Origin of the sequence: Micromonospora sp. AP08, from assembly GCF_008085935.1 — a bacterium.
GTDB lineage: Bacteria > Actinomycetota > Actinomycetes > Mycobacteriales > Micromonosporaceae > Micromonospora > Micromonospora chersina.
The window spans coordinates 34,641-51,210 of the sequence record NZ_VSEZ01000009.1; the positions used below are offsets into that span (position 1 = coordinate 34,641).

Genomic DNA, 16,570 nt, shown 5'->3' on the forward strand with positions numbered 1-16,570 from the left:
GAATCGGCGGCGTACCGTGCCCCCTGGGGGGCACGAAAAACGCCCCTGAGGTCGATCGTTTTCGATCGCCAAAGGGGCGTTTTCGCAGGTCAAACTATGTGCGCCCGAAGGGACTCGAACCCCTAACCTTCTGATCCGTAGTCAGATGCTCTATCCATTGAGCTACGGGCGCTTGCTGCTCGGCCAGTCTACACACCGGCTTTCGCGCGGAGACTCCGGGATTCGAACCCGGGAGGGGCTTTAAGACCCCAACCGCATTAGCAGTGCGGCGCCATAGACCAGACTAGGCGAAGTCTCCCTGGTGGCCCGGAGACCACCGCGCCCGAGGATACAGGTCGGTACCCACCCGGAGCAAAGCGACTACCGAGGAAGGGCCCGCCCCCTGCGTTTTCATCGTGTGCCACGTCACGCTCGGGTCTACGCTCCATCGATATGCAGGAGCAGCCGCCGAGCGATCCACCCCGTCGCGAGCCCGCCGCTCAGACCCGGCGGAGCCGCTCCACCAAGCCGACCTTCACCCCGCCGCCAGCGGCCGAGCCCGAGCCCGCTCGCGCCGAGGTGACGGGCGACACACCGCCGCGCCCCCGGCGGGCCAAGGCCGCGCCGACCGTCCTCTTCCAGCCACCCGACCCCACGCAGGCCACGCCACCCGCCGCCGAGGTGCCGGCAGCCCCACGCCCGCGGCCGTCCGCCGAGGTCACGGCCGGCGCCGATCCGGGTACGCCGGCCGGCCCGCCGCCACCGGCCGCCCCCTCCGCCGCTGAGCCGGTGATCGACGAGCCGGTGCTTGAGGAGGCCCCGAAGCGACCCCGCCGCGCGCCGGCCGCGAAGAAGACCACACCGGCGAAGAAGGCCACCTCGCCGAAGAAGAACACCTCCGCGGCGCGGAAGTCCACGGCCGCGCCCGCTGCGCCGGCGGTGCCCGAGATCACGACGCTCGCGGCCCCGGCGGCAGCCGACATCAAGCCGCCCGAGATGAAGGTTCCCGAGATCGCTGCGCCCGTGGAGAGCGAGGCGTCCGGGAGAGCCGCATCCGAACCGGCGGCGGAACCTGCCGACCCAGCGGCGGAAGCCGCCGTATCGACGCCGACCGGGCAGGGGCGGAAGAGCACCAAGGCCCCGGTGAAGAAGGGCGCACCGACGAAGCGGACACCCTCTCGCCGGTCGTCCGCGGCACAGATCCCGTCGGAGCCCACGGCCCCCCAGACCCCGATCGAACCCGCTGCGGAACAGGTCGGCCAGCGGGACCCGCAGGCCGAAGCCCAGCCGGCCGCAACGCCGTCCGGCGCCCCAGGCAACGTCGTTCCGGTCGAGCCCGCCCAGGTCATCCCGCAGGCGGAGGCCCGCGAGGCCGGGCCGGGCTGGCGGATGGTCGCCGTGCGCGTACTCGATCATCCGGGCTTCGCGCCGGAGCTGCTGGCCCTCGCCGCGGTGGACGCCCTCGGCCCGCGCGCCGCCGACTGGGTGCAGCGGACCCGCGACGCCTATCCGGACGCGGACGCCGACGGGCTGGCCCGGCTGGTGACGCGGCGCTTCGTCCGGCTGGCGGGTACGGGCGGTGCGCTCGCGGCGGGCGCCGGGCTGTTCGCGCCGGTGGCGGAGCTCTCGGCGGTGCTCTGGACCCAGGCCAACCTGGTGTTGCACCTGGCCGCCGTCTACGGCCGGGATCCGGCGCACCCGGACCGGGTGGCCGAGCTGCTGGTGCTGACCCAGGTGCACCCGGACCGCGGCACGGCCCGCGCCGCGCTGGACGCGGCCCGTTCGGCCGGGGCGCCGGCGGAGGGGTCCTGGTCGCGGGCGGCCGAGGCGGCCTGGCGGCTGGCCACCCCGCTGGCGGCGCAGGCCGTCGGCTGGCTGGGCCTGCGGCTGGCGGCACGGCTGCTTCCGGGGGCGGCGGCGCTGGCCGCGGCGACCGGCGACAGAGCCTCCGCCGAGCGCCTGGCCGCCCGCGCGGTCACCCTCTACCGCCCGCCCCGCCGCTGAGCCCGCGCCGCGATCTTGCAGTTCGGGCCCGCGTTCTGTGCCTTTGGTCCCTTTGGTCGGGGCACCAAGTGCAAGATCGCGGGGGCTCGGCGGGTCAGAGCCAGCCGAACCAGGACTTGGGTAGGAGGGCGTAGCCGACGAAGGCGACCACGTCGAGGACGGTGTGCGCGACGATGAGCGGCCCCACCCGGCGGGTGCGCAGGTAGAACAGCCCGAAGATCACGCCCATCACGGCGTTGCCGAGGAACGCGCCGAACCCCTGGTAGAGGTGGTAGGAGCCGCGCAGCAGGGCGCTCGCCGCGAGCACCGCGCCGAGCCGCCACTGGAGTTGCCGCAGCCGGGTGAACAGGTAGCCGACCACGATCACCTCCTCCAGCACGGCGTTCTGCACGGCGGCCAGGATCAGCACGGGCACCGCCCACCAGAGGTGCGGCAGGGCGGCCGGGACCAGGGTGGCGTTGATGCCGAGCTGGGCCGCGGCCCAGAACAGGGCCAGCCCGGGCAGGCCGATGAGCGCCGCCAGGCCCGCGCCCCGGGCCAGGTCCGACCCGGGGCGGGTGAGGTCGGCGCCGAGCGCCCGCGCCGGGTCGCCGGGGTCGCGCGCCAGCAGGTGTACGGCGAGCAGCACCGGCAGCAGCGCGAAGACGATCCCGAGGAGTTGGTACGTCAGGTCGAGGTAGGGCCGGGCCGACACGGAGGTGTTCAGCGAGGCGGTCTGCTTGGACAGCCCGCCCGTGGCGGTCAGCTTGGCGACCAGGGAGACGAGGGCGTACACGGCCGACTGGCCGAGCGAGAGGCCGAGCACGAGCAGCGTCTCGGTGCCCAGGGTCCGGCGGGAGACCGGGCGGGTCAGCTCGTCAACCGTCACCGGACCACTGTGCCGCACTCCGGGGCCGGTCGGCACGTCCCGGCGGCCAGGTGAGCCGATCGCACATTGTGTGCGACCGGTGCGCACGCTCCGTGGAGATTCTATGGGGGCCGATCCGCCCGTCAGGAGAAGGAGCGTGCCCTCGTGGAGAACTTCGCGCGGCTGCTGAAGGAGAGCTGGACCCTTGTCGAGGAGGACCGGGAGGGGCTCAGCGGTCACTTCTACGCCCGGCTGTTCCTCCTCGACCCGGCGCTGCGGGGTCTCTTCCCGGTGCAGATGACCGGCCAGGGCGACCGGATCCTGGAGGCGATCGTCACCGCCACCCAGACGGTGGACGACCCGGAGAGCTTCGACGAGTACCTGCGCGCGCTGGGCCGGGACCACCGGAAGTTCCACGTCGAGGCGAGCCACTACGAGACGATGGGCGTCGCCCTGCTGGACGCGCTGCGCAGCACCGCCGGGGACGGCTGGAACCTGGAGTACGACCAGGCGTGGCGAGAGGCGTACGCCAGCATCAGCGCGCGGATGCTGGCCGGCGCGGCGGCGGACGAGAACCCGCCGTTCTGGCACGCCGAGGTGCTCACCCACGAGCGGCACGGCCCGGACACCGCCGTGCTGACCGTGCGCGCCCTCCAGCATCCGATGACCTGGCAGGCGGGCCAGTACGTGAGCGTCGAGGCGCCCCGGCACCACCCGCGGGTGTGGCGGACGTACTCGGTGGCGAACGCCCCCAACGAGGAGAACGTGCTGGAGTTCCACGTGCGGACGCCGGCCGGGGCGGCGGGCTGGGTCTCCGGGGCGCTGGTCCGCCGGACCAGGCCGGGCGACCTGCTGCGGGTGGCCGCGCCGATGGGTTCGATGACCCTGGACCGCGCCTCGACCCGCGACATCCTCTGCGTGGCGGGCGGGGTGGGACTGGCCCCGATCAAGGCGCTGGTGGAGGAGCTGACCCGGGTCAACCGGACCCGCTGGGTGCACGTCTTCTACGGCGCCCGCCGGCCCACAGAGCTCTACGGGCTGCCCGGCCTGGAGCAGTTGGTGGCCGCCCACCCGTGGCTGTCGGTGACGCCCGCCTGCAGCGAGGACCCGGACTTCGACGGCGAACTCGGCGACATCTCCGAGGTGGTCACCCGGTACGGCCCGTGGACCACGCACGACTGCTACGTCTCCGGCTCGGCGGCGATGGTCCGGGCGACCCTGCGCGTGCTGGCCGCCGACGGCGTGCCGCCGGCCAACATCCGTTACGACACCTTCGGCAACCTGTAGACCTTGCTCCCCCCGAGCCGGGTCGCGTGCCCCTGCCCCCTGGGGCACGCGACCCGGCTCCCCGTTCGCCGGTGCGCGGGCCGGGCCGGCAACCGGCCCGCGTACCGGAGTTCCGGCGTCAGTAGCGCCAGGGGTTGCCGGTCTCCCGGTACTCCTCGACCGGCACCAGCGGCACGCCGGGGGCCATCCGGTCGACGTAGAGGCGGCCCTCCAGGTGGTCGATCTCGTGGGCGACCAGCCGCGCCATCGCGTACTCGAAGGACGTGATGACCCGGCTGCCGTCCCACAGGGCGTGCTCGACGTCGATCCGCAGGGGCCGGGGCACCAGGCCGCGGTGGTCGAAGAAGGAGAGGCAGCCCTCGTACTGCTCGTCGGTGTCGGAGGCGCTGTCGACCACCCGGGGGTTGAGCAGGACGACCGGTTCGGCGAGCCGGTCGGCGGGGCGGACGAGAGCGGCGGCCCAGCCGAGCCCGAGTTGCGGCGCGGCGATGCCGACGCCCTTGCTGAACGGGTGCAGCTCGTCGAGGCGGACCAGCAGGCCGGCGAGCCGGTCGACCACGTCCCGGGCGAGCTGTTCCTCGCGCGGCAGGTGGAACTGGCGGGCGGGCTGCCGGAGCAGGTCGTCGCCGCGCTGGAGGATGCCGATCGCCCGCATCCGGTCGCTGGCCCGGACCCGGGTGCCGGGGGCGGGGCCCTCGGGTTCGACGTCGGGGGGCTGGCTGCGGAAGCGCCACTGCATCCGGTATCTGGCGTTGAGCGGGGGGTCGTCGGTCGCCCAGTCGAAGATCGCCCGGCCGCCGTCGTCGCTGCGCTGGATCGGGGTACGCAGCGGCCCCTCCTCCGCGGAGAGGGAGGTCTCCGCACCCCACACCTTGGGGTCCAGGTCGGCGGGGAGGTCGAGCCGGACGGCGAGGTGCCGGGTGGGCAGGCGTACGGCGCGCTGGAACCAGGGGCCCCACTTGTCCCGCCCGACGCGGTAGGCGTACTCGATGGTGGCCCGGTCGCCGGGGTAGAGCGGGAAGCGCCCCTCGTCGTTCTCGAAGAGCAGCCAGATCTCCTTGAACGCGTCCCGGTCGTGCTTGGCCCGCCAGTGCATGGGCTCCCGGGCGCCCCCGTCGTCCCGGTAGGCCGCCAGTTGCAGCTCGGCGAAGGTGAGCGGGTGCTCCCGGTGGTGCCGGTTGGAGCGGCCCGGGTCGTTGGGGTAGCGGTCGACGGCGACCCGGACCAGGTAGCGGGTGACCGGCTCGGTGCCGGCGTTGTACAGCTCGCGCCGGATCGCGCAGTGGTAGCCGTCGTCGATGTGGGTGAGGGTGGCCGTCTCGCGTTCGACCACCAGCCCGGTGCCGGGTGGCAGCCACTGGCCGGGCACGGGTGGGTCCCGGTGCGTCCCGCCGGGGCGGCCGTGCCGCAGCTCGTCGTACTCCCGGAAGCGCTGCCAGATCGCGCCGCTGGCCTCCAGCACGGCCTCGGCGCGGCGGGCGAAGTCCTCGGTGGGCCGGTGCCGGCGCCCCTCGACGTGGCTGACGTACGACGGGTCGAAGCCCATCAGCGTGGCCAACTGCTTCTTGGACAGCCCTCGGCCGGTGCGGTGCCGGGCGAGTTCGGCCGCGAACGAGTCGGCGGCACGCTCGATCGGTGAGGTCGTCATCGGCTTCCTCGTACGCGGGAAGACCATTTTCACGTTCGGTGGCCGAACGTGTACGGAAACTGCCTCGTATTCGACACTCACCTTGACAATTCAACGGCGTCCGTCGATGCTTGCGCGGTCCGCCGCCCCGCTGGGCGGCGTTTTCCGCCCACGTCGCCGGGTAGTACGCGACGGGCGACGGAGTGACCGGGACCTCTCCCCGGAGCCCTCGGGACGACTTCCCCTCGAAGGGAAGCTGTGGTTAGGCTAGCCTTAGTCCGGGTCGACGACAGACGGCGGCCGGTGGGGCGACCAGACAGGGGACGGCCAGGTGACTGCGGTGATGCCGGGGTGCGACGTCGCCACCCCGTTCGCCCCCGTCACCGCGACCCTGCGGGCCATGTTCGGCACCGACGACCTGCCTGGGCTCGCGCCCGGCCTGCTGGTCACCGACGGCGCGCCCCACTGGACCCCGGCCACCCGGCTGGTCGACGGCACCCTGCTCCCCGAGTTCCTGCGGGCGGCGGGCCGGCGCTGGGGCGGCCCCCCGCACGCCTGCGCCGCGCTGGCCTGGAAGTCCTACAGCTACTGGACGGCGTTGCCGGCGGTGCTCGGCTGGGCCTCGGCCCGGCGGGTGCCGCTGCTCGACCCGGCCGACGTGCTGGTCCACTTCGAGGACCACCACCAGCTGCTCACCCTCGGCCTGCGCAGCTCGACCACGGTCGCGGTGCTGCCCGGCGACCCGCTGGCGCTGTCCGGCGTGCCGGGGGTCCGGGTGGTCGCCGACGAGGCCGCGCTGCTCGACGCGCTGCGCGCCTCCCTGCTCGACGCCCACTTCGCCCCGCTGATCGCGGCCATCCAGGGCGAGGTGCGGATCGGCACCCGTACGCTGCTCGGCTCGGTCGCCTCCGGCATCGCGCACGGCATCCTGCGGGCCTCGGACGCGCTCCCCGGCTCCTCGACCGCGACCATCCGCACACTGCTCGACGCGCTCGACGTGAGCGACCTGGTGGAACTGGTGCCGGGCCCGGCCGGCGAGCCGACCGTGCAGCGGCGCACCTGCTGCCTGGCCTTCACCCTGCCCCGGCCGAAGATCTGCCAGGGTTGCTGCGTCCGCCAGGCCTGACCCGGCCGGGTTCGTTCAGTCCACCAGGGGCCGCACGTCCCAGAGCCAGACGCCGCCGGTGAAGGTGGGCTTGATCCCGGTCAGCTCGGTCATCCCCCGGTGCAGTGATCCGGCCTGCCGCACCCGGGGGTCGAGGATCACCGCGCCCGCCCGCCAGTACCGCAGGTCGTCGACGGCGGCCACCCGGTCCTGCGGGGTGATCGGCGGAACGGCGTCCGTCTGCCGGATCGTGGTGAAGAAGGTGCTGGTGGGGCGGGGCGGGGCGGTGAAGAGGGCGACCCGGCCGGAGCCGGGCCGGGTGTCCGGATAGAGGAAGTAGCCCCGGGCCAGCGGCATGTCCAGCCGCGTCTCGGCGGACCAGCGCAGCGGGACGGCGTAGTTGGTGTCAGGCAGCGGCAGCGTCACGATGCTGTGCCCGCCGGCCACGTACGGGCGCCAGGCGCCGGAGGTGACGAAGGCCGGGGTCGGGTCGAGGCGCACCGCGGGCAGCGGGGTGGGCAGGAGCGGCAGCAGCGCCATGGTGAGCACGGTGGCGGTGACGAACCGGATCCGCCCACGGGCGGCCGGGTGCCGCCGGGCCAGCCGCCGGACGTGTTCGGCGCCGAGCGCGAGCAGAATTCCGACGATCGGGGTGAGCGCCAGGGACCACCGGGTGGGCACCACCGAGTGCAGGATCGGCAGGTGCTCCAGCGCCGCCCAGGGGCCGGGGATGCCGGTGTCCCGCCCGTCGAAGCGGATCTCACGGCCGAGCGAGAACAGCACGAACACCGCGCCGACGGCGGCCAGGCCGAGCACCACGGCGTTGCGGCGCAGCCACCAGACCAGCGCTATCACCAGCACGGCGAGCGGCCAGCCGAAGAAGGCGTTCTCCTCGGTGGCGTTCTTGGCCAGCCAGACGCTGGCGCGCGCGTCGCCGGCCAGGGACTCCCGGGACCAGGCGACGTAGGAGGCGAGGTCGGTGCGGTAACCCCGGATCAGCGTGGAGAGTCCCTGGTAGGCCCCGGGTCCGAAGAACTGCACGGAGAGCGGGTACGCCAGCAGCGCCCCGGAGAGCACGGCGGCCACCCCGAGCCCCGCGGCGAAGGTCCGGGCGGCCGGACGCAGTTCGGGGCGGCCGAGGGCGAGCGCCAGCACCACGACGCCGAGGCCGATCGCGGTCATCAGCAGGATCTCCAGGTTGAGAAAGGCCTGCCAGACGATGAGCAGCCCCAGCAGCACGCCGTTGCGCAGCCAGCGGCCCGGCTCGGCCAGGCGCAGCGTCCGCCAGACGAGCAGCGGCACCACGAACTGGCTGACGATGTTGGGATGAGCGTTGGCGTGCGAGACCATGGCGGGCGCGAAAGCGCAGAAGGCGGCGCCCAGCCAGGCCGGCCCGCGGGATCCGATCAGCACACGGGAGAGGACGAAATACCAGGCCACGCCCGTGGCGGCCATTCCGAGGGTGAGAAAGAGCAGGAATGACCAGCGGGGCCCGAACAGGACGGTGACGGGCGTCATTGGTAATGAAATGGATAATACGGACGTATTCGCCATCAAATTGACGCCGTCCGGCACGTTCATCCGGTCCGAGGTGAACGGATAGGCAAAATCGGTCACCACCCGCGCGCCGTGCGCCATCATCCACTCGAACTGCGCCTGATCGGTGCGGTTGTCCCGGACGCCGTTGGCCGGGTCCCACCAGATCCGGGCCGTCACCCAGAAGGCGAGCAGCAGGAAACTGAGCACGGCGAGCGCGTCGACCCGCCTGTCCTGCACCGGCCGTCCGCCCTCGTCGGGCCCGTCATCGCCGGCACCAACCGGAGCGGCGTCCGATTCAGGAGTAGTCATGGCAATTCAGAGCGTAGTCAGGGTATGGCAGGGACGTGACATGTTTCTGGGTACTGGCGTACTATGTGCCGGGTTCGCCGACCGCCGATCACGTGCCCACCCCCGACCGCATTTCGGCCACCCCCGGTGCCCCGATTCCCCCGCCGTCCTTCCGGATGGTTGACTCTGTCGGTCCAGGCGCGGGTCAGTCATATCGTGAGGAATCGACGCATGGCAGATATCACTGGGGATCAGCGCGTTCAGTCGGAGGTGCTCGAGGGGCTCGCCACGGCGGTCAACCACCGCCGGTGGTTCGTCGAGCTCGCCGTGCCCTACCTCGGTGACAACCCCATCGAGATCGGTAGCGGCCTGGGCGACTACGCCCTGGAGTGGTCCGAGCGCCTGCCCCGGATCACCGCCACCGAGGCGGACCCGGACCGCCTGGTTCGGCTCAAGGAGCGGCTGGCCGAGCACCCCGGCATCGAGGTCCGGCAGATGCTGCTGCCGCACTCCGAGCGCGGCGACTACAGCGCGGCCGTGTCGTACAACGTGCTGGAGCACATCGAGGACCACGTGAGCGCGCTGCGCAGCATGCGCGACCTGGTCCGCCCCGGCGGAGCCGTGATCATCATCGTGCCCGCGTTCCAGTTCGCGATGAGCCCGGCGGACGTCGCCACCGGCCACGTCCGGCGCTACACGAAGAAGACCCTGGCCGCCGCCATGACCGAGGCCGGCCTCACCGTCGAGAAGATCCACTACGCGAACGCGCTCGGCCTCATCGGCTACTTCATGGCCACCAAGGTCTTCCGGCTGATGCCGAAGGAGGGCCCCATGGTGAAGGTCTACGACACCCTGGTCCTCCCGGCCACCAAGGCCGCCGAGCAGCGGGTCCGGCCGCCGTTCGGCCAGTCCGTCTTCGCGGTCGCCCGCGTCCCGAGCTGACCGGAACGGGGCCTCCGCGCCCGCGCGGAGGCCCCGTCGCGTCAGTCCTTGACCTGGTACGTCGGGCGGATCACCGCCCGGGCCAGGGTGTGGAACGCCAGGTTGAAGCCGACGTACGCCGGGCTGGCCCCCTTGCCCACGTCGAGCCGCTCCACGTCCACGGCGTGCACCGCGAAGACGTACCGGTGCGGCCGGTCGCCGGGCGGCGGGGCGGCGCCGCCGTAGCCGGTGTCGCCGTAGTCGTTGCGGATGCTGAAGGCGGCCCCCAGGTCGCTCTCCTTGACGCCCGTGGGCAGCTCGGTGACCGAGGTGGGCACGTCCACCAGCACCCAGTGCCAGAAGCCGCTGCCGGTCGGCGCGTCCGGGTCGAAGCAGGTGACCACGAAGCTCTTGGTCTCGTCCGGGAAGCCCGACCAGGCCAGGTGCGGTGAGACGTTCTCGCCACCGGTGCTGCCGTGCGCGTACCGGGCGTCCATCGGCTCGCCGTTGTGCACGTCGTCACTGGTCAGGTGAAACGACGGCACCGTCGGCAGCAGTTCGTACGGGTCCGGGGCGATCGGTCGTTCCAGGCTCATCGAAACGGTCCTTCCGGGTGCACGCGAATGTCCTGCGCCCTTCATACCCCCTCCGCGGCCCGGATCGAACCCGAAGCGCCCCGTGTCCGGGTCAGCGCGCCGGCGACGGGCGACTACACTGTAGTCATGGGTAGTCCGCGATCCGTCCGCTTCGACGAGGGCGTGCTCGCCCGCCTGGACCGCTACGTACGCGAGCATCCCGGTTCCTCGTCCTCGTCGGTGGCGAACATGTTCGTCGACGAGTCACTCCGCACCTACGAGCATCCCGGGGTGGTCTTCCGAGCGGGGCCGGCCGGGCGCCGCGCCGCGCTGAACGGCGGTCCGGACGTCTGGGAGGTGATCGGCGCCCTCCACGCGGTACGCGCCGAGTCGCCCGCCCTTGAGGGTGAGGATCTGGCCGCGGAGCTGATGGAGGTCACCGGCCTGGGCCGCGAGCAGATCGCCACCGCGCTCCGCTACTACGCCACCTACTCGGCGGAGATCGACCTGCTCATCAGAGCGAACCACGAAGCCGCCGAGCGGGAGGAACGACTCTGGCAGGCGGAGCAGGGCCTGCTCGGGCGCCTCCCGGCATGACCGGTCTGCTACTCGACGAGATGTACCCACCGGCGCTCGCCCGCCGTCTGCGGGAACGGGACCACGACGTGCTTGCCGCGCTGGACCTGGAGGTCGGCCTCTCCTCCCGTTCGGACGAGGACGTGCTGGCCTGGGCAGCCCGACACCAGCGGTGCGTCGTCACCGAGAACGTCGCCGACTTCGCGCGGATCGCGCCGTCGACGCCACATGCCGGAATCGTGTTCGTCTCGGCACGGCGCTTCCCCCGGACCCGCGCCGGCCTGGTCCGGCTGGCGTCCGCGCTCGACGCGATGCTGACTGCGAAGCGGTTGCCCGGGCCCGACGGCGTGACCTGGCTCGCCGAGGGGTGATCAGCCTGGCGGTGAGAAGCGGAGGGTGTGGGATTCGAACCCACGAAGACATCGCTGCCTTACCGGTTTTCAAGACCAGCGCCATCGGCCACTAGGCGAACCCTCCCTGCCACGTCCCCGAGGGGTGCGCGGCCGTGCCTAGTCTGCCACGGACGGCGGAACGGGCGAGCCGCCGTCCCACCCCTGATGGCAGGATGCTCCCGTGTGGGACGCCCCGGCGGTGGTGCTGATCAGCGGAATCATGGCGGCCGGCAAGTCCACTGTGGCCGAGCTGCTGGCCCGGCGGCTGCCCCGTGCCGTGCACCTGCGCGGTGACGTGTTCCGCCGCATGATCGTCAGCGGGCGGGCCGAGATGACCGCAGAGTTCGGCGACGAGGCGTGGCGGCAGCTCCGGCTCCGTTACGACCTCGCCGCGTCGGCCGCGGACCGTTACGCCGCCGCCGGCTTCACCGTGGTGCTCCAGGACGTGGTCCTCGGTCCGGAGCTGCCGGCCGTGGTCGACCGGATCCGGCACCGGCCGCTCGCCGTCGTGGTGCTCGCGCCCCGCGCCGACGTGGTCGCCGCCCGCGAGCGGGACCGGCTCAAGCGGGGGTACGACGACTGGCCGGTCGCCGACCTGGACGCCGAGTTCCGGGCCGGCACGCCCCGGATCGGGCTCTGGCTGGACACCTCGGCGCAGACGCCCGAGGAGACGGTGGACGAGATCCTGGCCCGGGCGTGGACGGCCGGTCGGATCGGGTAAGACTGGGTCATGCACGCGATCACGATCCCGAAACCCGGTGGACCCGAGGCGCTCGTCTGGGCGGCGGTGCCCGACCCGGAGCCCGGCCCGGGCGAGGTGGTGGTCGAGGTGCGGGCCAGCGCCGTGAACCGGGCCGACCTGCTCCAGCGGCAGGGGCAGTACCCGCCGCCGCCGGGCGCGCCCGCGTACCCGGGGCTGGAGTGTGCCGGGGTGGTGGCCGCGCTCGGTCCGGGGGTGACCGGTTGGGCGGTCGGCGACGAGGTCTGCGCGCTGCTGGCCGGCGGCGGGTACGCGGAGCGGGTCGCCGTGCCGGCCGGCCAGCTGCTGCCGGTGCCGGCGGGGGTGGATCCGGTCGACGCGGCGGCGCTGCCCGAGGTGGCCTGCACGGTCTTCTCGAACGTGGTGCAGTTGGCCCGCCTGGCCGAGGGCGAGACGCTGCTGGTGCACGGCGGTGGCAGCGGCATCGGCACGTTCGCCATCCAGCTCGGTGTGGCGCTCGGCGCGACGGTCGTGGTGACCGCCCGGGCCACGAAGCACGAGCGGCTGCGCGAGTTGGGCGCCGCGCACGCCATCGACTACCGGGAGCAGGACTTCGTCGAGGAGGTCCGCCGGGTCACCGACGGCCGGGGCGCGGACGTGATCCTGGACATCATGGGTGCCGCGTACCTGCCGCGGAACGTGGCGGCGCTGGCCACCGGTGGGCGGCTCGTGGTGATCGGCATGCAGGGCGGCCGCAAGGGCGAGCTGGACCTGGGGATGCTGCTGGCGAAGCGGGCCTCGGTGCACGCGACGGCGCTGCGTTCCCGCCCGGTCGCCGAGAAGGCGGAGATCGTCCGGGGCGTCCGCGAGCAGGTGTGGCCGCTCGTCGAGTCGGGGAAGATCCGGCCGGTGGTGCACGCGCGGGCGAAGATGGCCGACGCCGCCGACGCGCACCGGCTGGTGGAGAGCAGCGACCACCTGGGCAAGGTGCTGCTGGTCCGCTGACCGGTCAGGCCGCGCCGGAACCCTCGCGGGGGAGCATGAGCCGGGCGCCGGGGCCCTCGGTGGCGAGCGCGTCGCCGGGGTTGTAGAGGGTGCAGCGCTGCAACGAGAGGCAGCCGCAGCCGATGCAGCCGTCCAGGTCGTCGCGGAGCTTGCCGAGCAGCCGGATCTTCTCGTCCAGCCGGTCCCGCCAGCTCTTCGACAGGGCGGCCCAGTCGTCCGGTGTGGGGGTGCGCGCCGACGGCAGCGAGTCCAGCGCCTCCCGGATCTCCTCCAGCGAGACGCCGACCTGCTGGGAGATCCGGATGAAGGCCACCCGGCGCAGTTCGGTGCGGGCGTACCGGCGCTGGTTGCCGCCGGTCCGCTCGGCGCGGATCAGCCCGAGCCGCTCGTAGTAGCGCAGCGCGGAGGGTGCGACCCCGCTGCGCTCGGAGAGCTGCCCGATGGTCAATGTTGCTTCGTGCATCACAGGGCCTTGAGTTGAAGTGTGCTTCAACTCCGAGGCTATCCGCATGACGACGACGACCGCCACCGACCCCGCGGTGCTCGGGGCGCTGCTGGACCGGGTGCGCTCCGGCCGCGAGTTCGGCGCCAACGTGTACTCGACGCTGGACGTGCTCCAGGTGCTCTACGACCGGGTGCTCCGGATCACCCCGGCGACCGTGGACGACCCGGACCGGGACCGCTTCCTGCTCTCCAAGGGGCACGCGGTCGCCGGCTACTACGCCCTGCTCGCCGCGAAGGGCTTCATCCCGGTGACCTGGCTGGACGACCAGGGCGGCCCGGACAGCCGGCTCGGCGACCACCCGGACCGGGTGCTGGTGCCCGGGGTGGAGATCGGTTCCGGGTCGCTCGGCCACGGGCTCGGCCTGGGCGTGGGCACCGCGCTGGGGTTGCGGGCCCAGGGCCGCACCGACCCCCGGGTGTACGTGCTGCTGGGCGACGCCGAACTGGACGAGGGCTCGAACCACGAGGCGATCGCGTACGCGGGCGCCACCGGACTCGGCAACCTGACCGCGATCGTGCTGGACAACCGCTCGGCGAGCCACGGGTGGCCGGGCGGCGCGGCCAGCCGGTTCACCGTGAACGGGTGGACCGCCGCGACCGTCGACGGCCGGGACCACGCGGCCCTGCACACCGCCCTGACGGGGCACGACCACCACCGGCCGCACGTCGTCGTCGCGGTCGTCACCGACGGGGAGTGACCATGGACATGCGTGAAACCTTCGTGACCGCCGCCGAGGAGGTCCTGGCGGATCCCCGGACCACGGTCGTGCTGGCCGACATCTCGGCGGCCGCATTCGCCCCGGCCGCCGCACGGTATCCGGGCCGGGTGGTCAACGTCGGCATCCGGGAGCAGTTGATGGTGGGCGTGGCCGGCGGGCTGGCACTGACCGGCCAGCGGCCCATCGTGCACAGCTACGCGCCGTTCCTCGTCGAGCGGGCGTACGAGCAGATCAAGCTGGACCTCGACCACCAGGGGGTCGGGGCGGTGCTGGTGAGCGTCGGCGCGTCGTACGACCGGGCGGCGGCGGGCCGGACCCACCTCGCGCCGGCCGACGTGGCCCTGATCGACACCCTGCGCGACTGGACCGTGCACGTGCCGGGCCACCCGGACGAGGTGCCCGGGCTGCTGCGCGACCTGGTGTGCGGGCGGGACTCGGCGTACCTGCGGCTGTCCACGCAGGCCAACGCGCGGGCGTACCCCGAGGCGGGTGAGCTGCGGGTGGTGCGGGACGCCGGGCCGGGCGCGCCGCTGCTGGTGGCCGTCGGGCCGGTGCTGGACGCGGCCCTCGCGGCGGTGGCCGACCGGCCGGTCACGGTGGCCTACACCCACCGGCCGCGCCCGTTCGACACGGCCGGGCTGCGGGCGCTCGCCGGCACCGAGGTGATCCTGGTCGAGCCGTACCTGGCGGGCACCTCGGCCCGGGTGGTGGGCGCGGCGCTGGCGGACCGGCCGCACCGGCTGCTCGCCCTCGGGGTGGGCCGGTCGGACCTGCGCCGCTACGGCACGCCCGAGGACCACGACCGCTGGCACGGCCTGGACGCGGCCGGCCTGCGCCGCTCGGTCGACGCGTTCCTCACCCCGGCCCGGGCCGCCGCCTGACCGGCGATACGACGGACCCCGCGACACCGGCCTGGGCCGGGGTGCGGGGTCCGTGTCGTGGTGGGGCGTCAGCGGGCGGCGGGACCGACCGGGCGACGCCGGGCGCGCTCGCGGGCCAGGATCCAGATGGCCTCGACGCCGTCCTTCCAGGTGATCTTCTTGCCCTCCTCGCGGCCCCGGGCGCGGTAGCTGATCGGGACCTCGTAGGGGCGGATGCGCTGGCGGAGCAGCTTGCCGGTGACCTCGGCCTCCATGCCGAACCCGCGCGAGCGCACCTGGAGCGAGCGGTAGAGCTCCAGCGGCATCAGCTTGAAGCAGGTCTCCAGGTCGCCGATGTAGGAGTTGTAGAGCACGTTGGCGGCCAGGGTCACGCCCTTGTTGCCCATCACGTACCAGAAGCTGTAGGAGCTGTGGCTGCCGAAGGTCCGGTTGCCGTAGACCACCGTGGCCCGCCCGTCGAGCACCGGCTCGAGCAGCCGCGGGATGTCCTGCGGGTCGTACTCGAGGTCGGCGTCGAGGATGACCATGTACTCACCCTCGGCGTTGTCGACGGCGGTCTTGATGGCCGCGCCCTTGCCGGCGTTGCGCTGGTGGGTGATCACCCGCAGCCGGGCGTCGTCCACCCGGCCCAGCACCTCACCGGTGCCGTCGCGGCTGCCGTCGTCCACGACGACGAGTTCGATCTCGCAGGGGTAGTCCACCGCCAGGGCCTGCTTGAGGGCATCCGCAATGCGTTCTTCCTCGTTGTAGACCGGCATGAGGATCGAGAGCTTCACGGGTTCTCCACGGTGGCGACGGCAAGTCGGGGCCTAGCGTAACCCGGCAGGTCGCCGGGGTCACCACAGCCCGCCCCCGACCTGGCCGGACACGCGGCACCGGCCCGCCCGATCTGCCGGAGAAGTGCGCTTCCGCAGCTACTGGGAAAGGCGCCGGGGCCGGCGCGACCGCGCCGGCCCCGGTGCCTCCGGCTCACTTCTGCGTGAACGGGACCACGATCAGCCGGGCCACCCCGTTGTCGCCGTCCTTGGCGCCGGCCACGCCGACGGTCGTGCCGACCTTGATGTCGCTCGACTGCACGGTGGTGCGCCGCTCGACCACCCGGAGCTTCTCGTCGAAGGTCCAGGTCATGGTGAAGCCGTCGGTGGACTTCACGGTCATCGACGTCGCGTCGATCGCGGTCACCTGGCCGCGCTGCACGGCGACGGTCTTCGTCCCGCCGTCCTTGGTCTGCACCACGACCTCGCCGTGCAGGGTGTTCTTGCGCAGCAGCACCCGGGCGCGGTGCCGCTTGCGCCACTCCTGCGCCCGCTCGCCCCGCTTGTCCCGCGGGCCGGCCTGCTCGCCCGGTGCGCCGGAGGCCGAGGGAGCCGGGGCGGCGACCGGGTCGACGTCCAGGTCGCCGGCGTCGACGCCGAGCGCGGCCAGCGCCTGGCCGTCCGCGCCCATGGCGGCGGCCACCTCGACGGCGGTCTCCTTCGCCGAGTCCTGGGCGACCTGGGCCGGGCCGCAGCCGGCGAGGCCGAGCGCGGCCGCCGCGAGCAGCGCGGTGACGCCGGTGACGATTCCCTGACGTGCCATCAGTGTTCCTCTCGTCCGTGGTGCCCTCAGCCTCCCCCGCGCG

At 73.1% G+C, this 16,570-nt stretch carries 18 protein-coding genes and 3 tRNA genes; 10 read left to right on the forward strand and 11 right to left on the reverse strand.

Going from position 1 to position 16,570, the window contains the following annotated elements; translation table 11 throughout:
• Positions 1-99: 99 nt before the first annotated feature.
• The 3 genes from FXF50_RS16940 to FXF50_RS29910 form a co-directional block, all read right to left on the reverse strand.
• Positions 100-172 (reverse strand) — tRNA-Arg (locus FXF50_RS16940).
• A 35-nt stretch (positions 173-207) separates the two neighbouring features.
• Positions 208-298 (reverse strand) — tRNA-Ser (locus tag FXF50_RS16945).
• Between the two features lie 181 nt (positions 299-479).
• Entirely contained in the window at positions 480-1,196 is a 717-nt protein-coding gene (locus FXF50_RS29910) for a hypothetical protein (RefSeq protein WP_255510076.1), read from the reverse strand.
• A gap of 181 nt (positions 1,197-1,377) precedes the next feature.
• Here FXF50_RS29910 and FXF50_RS29915 point away from each other — a divergent pair, with 181 nt between their 5' ends.
• A complete protein-coding gene (locus FXF50_RS29915) occupies positions 1,378-1,983 on the forward strand; it encodes a hypothetical protein (RefSeq protein WP_255510077.1) in 606 nt (201 codons plus the stop codon).
• Between the two features lie 94 nt (positions 1,984-2,077).
• On the opposite strand, the gene FXF50_RS16955 is transcribed toward FXF50_RS29915, so the two are convergent.
• A complete protein-coding gene (locus FXF50_RS16955; RefSeq protein WP_148428932.1) occupies positions 2,078-2,851 on the reverse strand; it encodes a CPBP family intramembrane glutamic endopeptidase in 774 nt (257 codons plus the stop codon).
• Between the two features lie 144 nt (positions 2,852-2,995).
• Between FXF50_RS16955 and FXF50_RS16960 the strand changes: the two genes are divergently transcribed.
• On the forward strand, positions 2,996-4,117 hold the full coding sequence (locus FXF50_RS16960) for a globin domain-containing protein (protein WP_148428934.1): 1,122 nt from the start codon (positions 2,996-2,998) through the stop codon (positions 4,115-4,117).
• A 118-nt stretch (positions 4,118-4,235) separates the two neighbouring features.
• Here the strand turns inward: FXF50_RS16960 and FXF50_RS16965 are convergent, their stop codons facing one another.
• Complete coding sequence (locus tag FXF50_RS16965; protein WP_148428936.1) at positions 4,236-5,765, reverse strand: peptide deformylase; 1,530 nt, start codon at positions 5,763-5,765, stop codon at positions 4,236-4,238.
• Positions 5,766-6,087: 322 nt separating this feature from the next.
• On the opposite strand from FXF50_RS16965, the gene FXF50_RS16970 reads away from it, so the two are divergent.
• On the forward strand, positions 6,088-6,870 hold the full coding sequence (locus FXF50_RS16970) for an IucA/IucC family C-terminal-domain containing protein (RefSeq protein ID WP_148429321.1): 783 nt from the start codon (positions 6,088-6,090) through the stop codon (positions 6,868-6,870).
• Between the two features lie 15 nt (positions 6,871-6,885).
• Here FXF50_RS16970 and FXF50_RS16975 read toward each other — a convergent pair whose 3' ends face one another.
• Positions 6,886-8,697, reverse strand: a complete 1,812-nt coding sequence (locus FXF50_RS16975; protein WP_187399705.1) for a hypothetical protein — start codon at positions 8,695-8,697, stop codon at positions 6,886-6,888.
• A gap of 210 nt (positions 8,698-8,907) precedes the next feature.
• Here FXF50_RS16975 and FXF50_RS16980 point away from each other — a divergent pair, with 210 nt between their 5' ends.
• On the forward strand, positions 8,908-9,618 hold the full coding sequence (locus tag FXF50_RS16980; RefSeq protein WP_148428940.1) for a bifunctional 2-polyprenyl-6-hydroxyphenol methylase/3-demethylubiquinol 3-O-methyltransferase UbiG: 711 nt from the start codon (positions 8,908-8,910) through the stop codon (positions 9,616-9,618).
• A 41-nt stretch (positions 9,619-9,659) separates the two neighbouring features.
• Here FXF50_RS16980 and FXF50_RS16985 read toward each other — a convergent pair whose 3' ends face one another.
• Complete coding sequence (locus FXF50_RS16985; protein WP_091316617.1) at positions 9,660-10,193, reverse strand: YbhB/YbcL family Raf kinase inhibitor-like protein; 534 nt, start codon at positions 10,191-10,193, stop codon at positions 9,660-9,662.
• 126 nt (positions 10,194-10,319) lie between these two features.
• Between FXF50_RS16985 and FXF50_RS16990 the strand changes: the two genes are divergently transcribed.
• Together FXF50_RS16990 and FXF50_RS16995 are read left to right on the forward strand one after the other, a co-directional pair.
• Positions 10,320-10,769 (forward strand): hypothetical protein, encoded by a 450-nt coding sequence (locus tag FXF50_RS16990; protein ID WP_148428942.1) that lies wholly within the window; start codon positions 10,320-10,322, stop codon positions 10,767-10,769.
• Positions 10,766-11,119 (forward strand): DUF5615 family PIN-like protein, encoded by a 354-nt coding sequence (locus FXF50_RS16995; RefSeq protein ID WP_148428944.1) that lies wholly within the window; start codon positions 10,766-10,768, stop codon positions 11,117-11,119. Before FXF50_RS16990 ends, FXF50_RS16995 begins: the two co-directional genes overlap by 4 nt.
• 19 nt (positions 11,120-11,138) lie before the next feature.
• On the opposite strand, the gene FXF50_RS17000 is transcribed toward FXF50_RS16995, so the two are convergent.
• Positions 11,139-11,225, reverse strand: a tRNA-Ser gene (locus tag FXF50_RS17000).
• Between the two features lie 96 nt (positions 11,226-11,321).
• Here FXF50_RS17000 and FXF50_RS17005 point away from each other — a divergent pair.
• Together FXF50_RS17005 and FXF50_RS17010 are read left to right on the forward strand one after the other, a co-directional pair.
• Positions 11,322-11,861, forward strand: coding sequence for an AAA family ATPase (locus FXF50_RS17005; RefSeq protein ID WP_255510078.1), 540 nt, complete (start codon positions 11,322-11,324; stop codon positions 11,859-11,861).
• A gap of 9 nt (positions 11,862-11,870) precedes the next feature.
• A complete protein-coding gene (locus tag FXF50_RS17010) occupies positions 11,871-12,845 on the forward strand; it encodes an NAD(P)H-quinone oxidoreductase (protein WP_148428946.1) in 975 nt (324 codons plus the stop codon).
• A 4-nt stretch (positions 12,846-12,849) separates the two neighbouring features.
• On the opposite strand, the gene soxR is transcribed toward FXF50_RS17010, so the two are convergent.
• A complete protein-coding gene (soxR, locus tag FXF50_RS17015; protein ID WP_148428948.1) occupies positions 12,850-13,308 on the reverse strand; it encodes a redox-sensitive transcriptional activator SoxR in 459 nt (152 codons plus the stop codon).
• A gap of 46 nt (positions 13,309-13,354) precedes the next feature.
• On the opposite strand from soxR, the gene FXF50_RS17020 reads away from it, so the two are divergent.
• Together FXF50_RS17020 and FXF50_RS17025 are read left to right on the forward strand one after the other, a co-directional pair.
• Positions 13,355-14,047: a transketolase gene (locus tag FXF50_RS17020; RefSeq protein ID WP_148428951.1), complete on the forward strand. Its 693-nt coding sequence runs from the start codon at positions 13,355-13,357 to the stop codon at positions 14,045-14,047.
• Positions 14,048-14,055: 8 nt separating this feature from the next.
• Positions 14,056-14,949: a transketolase family protein gene (locus FXF50_RS17025; RefSeq protein WP_255510088.1), complete on the forward strand. Its 894-nt coding sequence runs from the start codon at positions 14,056-14,058 to the stop codon at positions 14,947-14,949.
• Positions 14,950-15,017: 68 nt separating this feature from the next.
• Here FXF50_RS17025 and FXF50_RS17030 read toward each other — a convergent pair whose 3' ends face one another.
• Entirely contained in the window at positions 15,018-15,725 is a 708-nt protein-coding gene (locus FXF50_RS17030; protein ID WP_091316602.1) for a glycosyltransferase family 2 protein, read from the reverse strand.
• A 193-nt stretch (positions 15,726-15,918) separates the two neighbouring features.
• Positions 15,919-16,527: a hypothetical protein gene (locus FXF50_RS17035; protein WP_148428955.1), complete on the reverse strand. Its 609-nt coding sequence runs from the start codon at positions 16,525-16,527 to the stop codon at positions 15,919-15,921.
• Positions 16,528-16,570: the final 43 nt, after the last annotated feature.

Bases quoted from the DNA above. Each gene is read 5' to 3' on its own strand.
- soxR (WP_148428948.1), bottom strand. From the start codon at position 13,308: ATGCACGAAGCAACATTGACCATCGGGCAGCTCTCCGAGCGCAGCGGG.
- FXF50_RS16965 (WP_148428936.1), bottom strand. From the start codon at position 5,765: ATGACGACCTCACCGATCGAGCGTGCCGCCGACTCGTTCGCGGCCGAA.
- FXF50_RS16985 (WP_091316617.1), bottom strand. From the start codon at position 10,193: ATGAGCCTGGAACGACCGATCGCCCCGGACCCGTACGAACTGCTGCCG.
- FXF50_RS16995 (WP_148428944.1), top strand. From the start codon at position 10,766: ATGACCGGTCTGCTACTCGACGAGATGTACCCACCGGCGCTCGCCCGC.
- FXF50_RS17010 (WP_148428946.1), top strand. From the start codon at position 11,871: ATGCACGCGATCACGATCCCGAAACCCGGTGGACCCGAGGCGCTCGTC.
- FXF50_RS16980 (WP_148428940.1), top strand. From the start codon at position 8,908: ATGGCAGATATCACTGGGGATCAGCGCGTTCAGTCGGAGGTGCTCGAG.
- FXF50_RS16975 (WP_187399705.1), bottom strand. From the start codon at position 8,697: ATGACTACTCCTGAATCGGACGCCGCTCCGGTTGGTGCCGGCGATGAC.
- FXF50_RS17020 (WP_148428951.1), top strand. From the start codon at position 13,355: ATGACGACGACGACCGCCACCGACCCCGCGGTGCTCGGGGCGCTGCTG.
- FXF50_RS16990 (WP_148428942.1), top strand. From the start codon at position 10,320: ATGGGTAGTCCGCGATCCGTCCGCTTCGACGAGGGCGTGCTCGCCCGC.
- FXF50_RS16970 (WP_148429321.1), top strand. From the start codon at position 6,088: ATGCCGGGGTGCGACGTCGCCACCCCGTTCGCCCCCGTCACCGCGACC.
- FXF50_RS17025 (WP_255510088.1), top strand. From the start codon at position 14,056: ATGCGTGAAACCTTCGTGACCGCCGCCGAGGAGGTCCTGGCGGATCCC.
- FXF50_RS17035 (WP_148428955.1), bottom strand. From the start codon at position 16,527: ATGGCACGTCAGGGAATCGTCACCGGCGTCACCGCGCTGCTCGCGGCG.